The sequence below is a fragment of the Paenibacillus terrisolis genome, assembly GCF_056171975.1.
Map to the genome: position 1 here is coordinate 1 of NZ_JBKFGG010000068.1, position 750 is coordinate 750.

2 tRNA genes and 1 rRNA gene are annotated in these 750 nt (G+C 47.2%); all 3 read right to left on the reverse strand.

The window, feature by feature from the left end:
- Positions 1-303: 303 nt before the first annotated feature.
- The 3 genes from ACI48K_RS25600 to rrf all read right to left on the reverse strand — a co-directional run bounded on the left by ACI48K_RS25600 (position 304) and on the right by rrf (position 656).
- A tRNA-Ala gene (locus ACI48K_RS25600) sits at positions 304-379 on the reverse strand.
- Between the two features lie 40 nt (positions 380-419).
- Positions 420-496: transfer RNA gene (locus ACI48K_RS25605), tRNA-Ile, on the reverse strand.
- Positions 497-539: 43 nt separating this feature from the next.
- A 5S ribosomal RNA gene (rrf, locus tag ACI48K_RS25610) occupies positions 540-656 on the reverse strand.
- Positions 657-750: the final 94 nt, after the last annotated feature.

The following is a 750-nucleotide window of genomic DNA, read 5'->3' on the forward strand; positions in this document are numbered from 1 at the left end:
CGTGTGCTCTTAGTAGCTTAACCATTTCGCTCGCATATTGAGCTAGTCGCTCTGTTGCTCCTCGATTTCTTGATCTTATCACTTCTGACAAGGTTGAAATCGACTCGCAAAGGATCGCCTATCTCCAATATGTTCGCTCCAGCATTCTACTAGTTGTAACTTGTTTTGACACAAGTTCAGCTAAAAGGAATGTTTCTAAAACGCAAATTTCGTTTCGTTATCCAGTTTTCAAAGATCAAACTTGAACTTTTGCAACGACCACGCAAATGTCGTTCGAAATTTCAACAAGTTGATGAAATTGTTTGGTGGAGCCAAGGAGGATCGAACTCCTGACCTCCTGCTTGCAAGGCAGGCGCTCTCCCAGCTGAGCTATGGCCCCATAAATATCCCATTACAGCGATTTCATGATGGGAGTTAAATGGTGGGCCCTAGTGGACTCGAACCACCGACCTCACCCTTATCAGGGGTGCGCTCTAACCAGCTGAGCTAAGGGCCCATAATGAATCGGGATTATGCTGTTGTAACCCAAATTGGGTTGCGCTTGGCGACGTCCTACTCTCCCAGGACCCTTCGGTCCAAGTACCATCGGCGCTGGAGGGCTTAACGGCCGTGTTCGGGATGGGTACGCGTGGAACCCCTCCGCCATTATCACCAAACGCATGAGAGTTTGAACTCTCAAAACTGACCAACGAGTGAGTTAAAAGCTTTACGAAGTAAAGCTCACTTCGAAAGCATATGCTTTGCTAACTT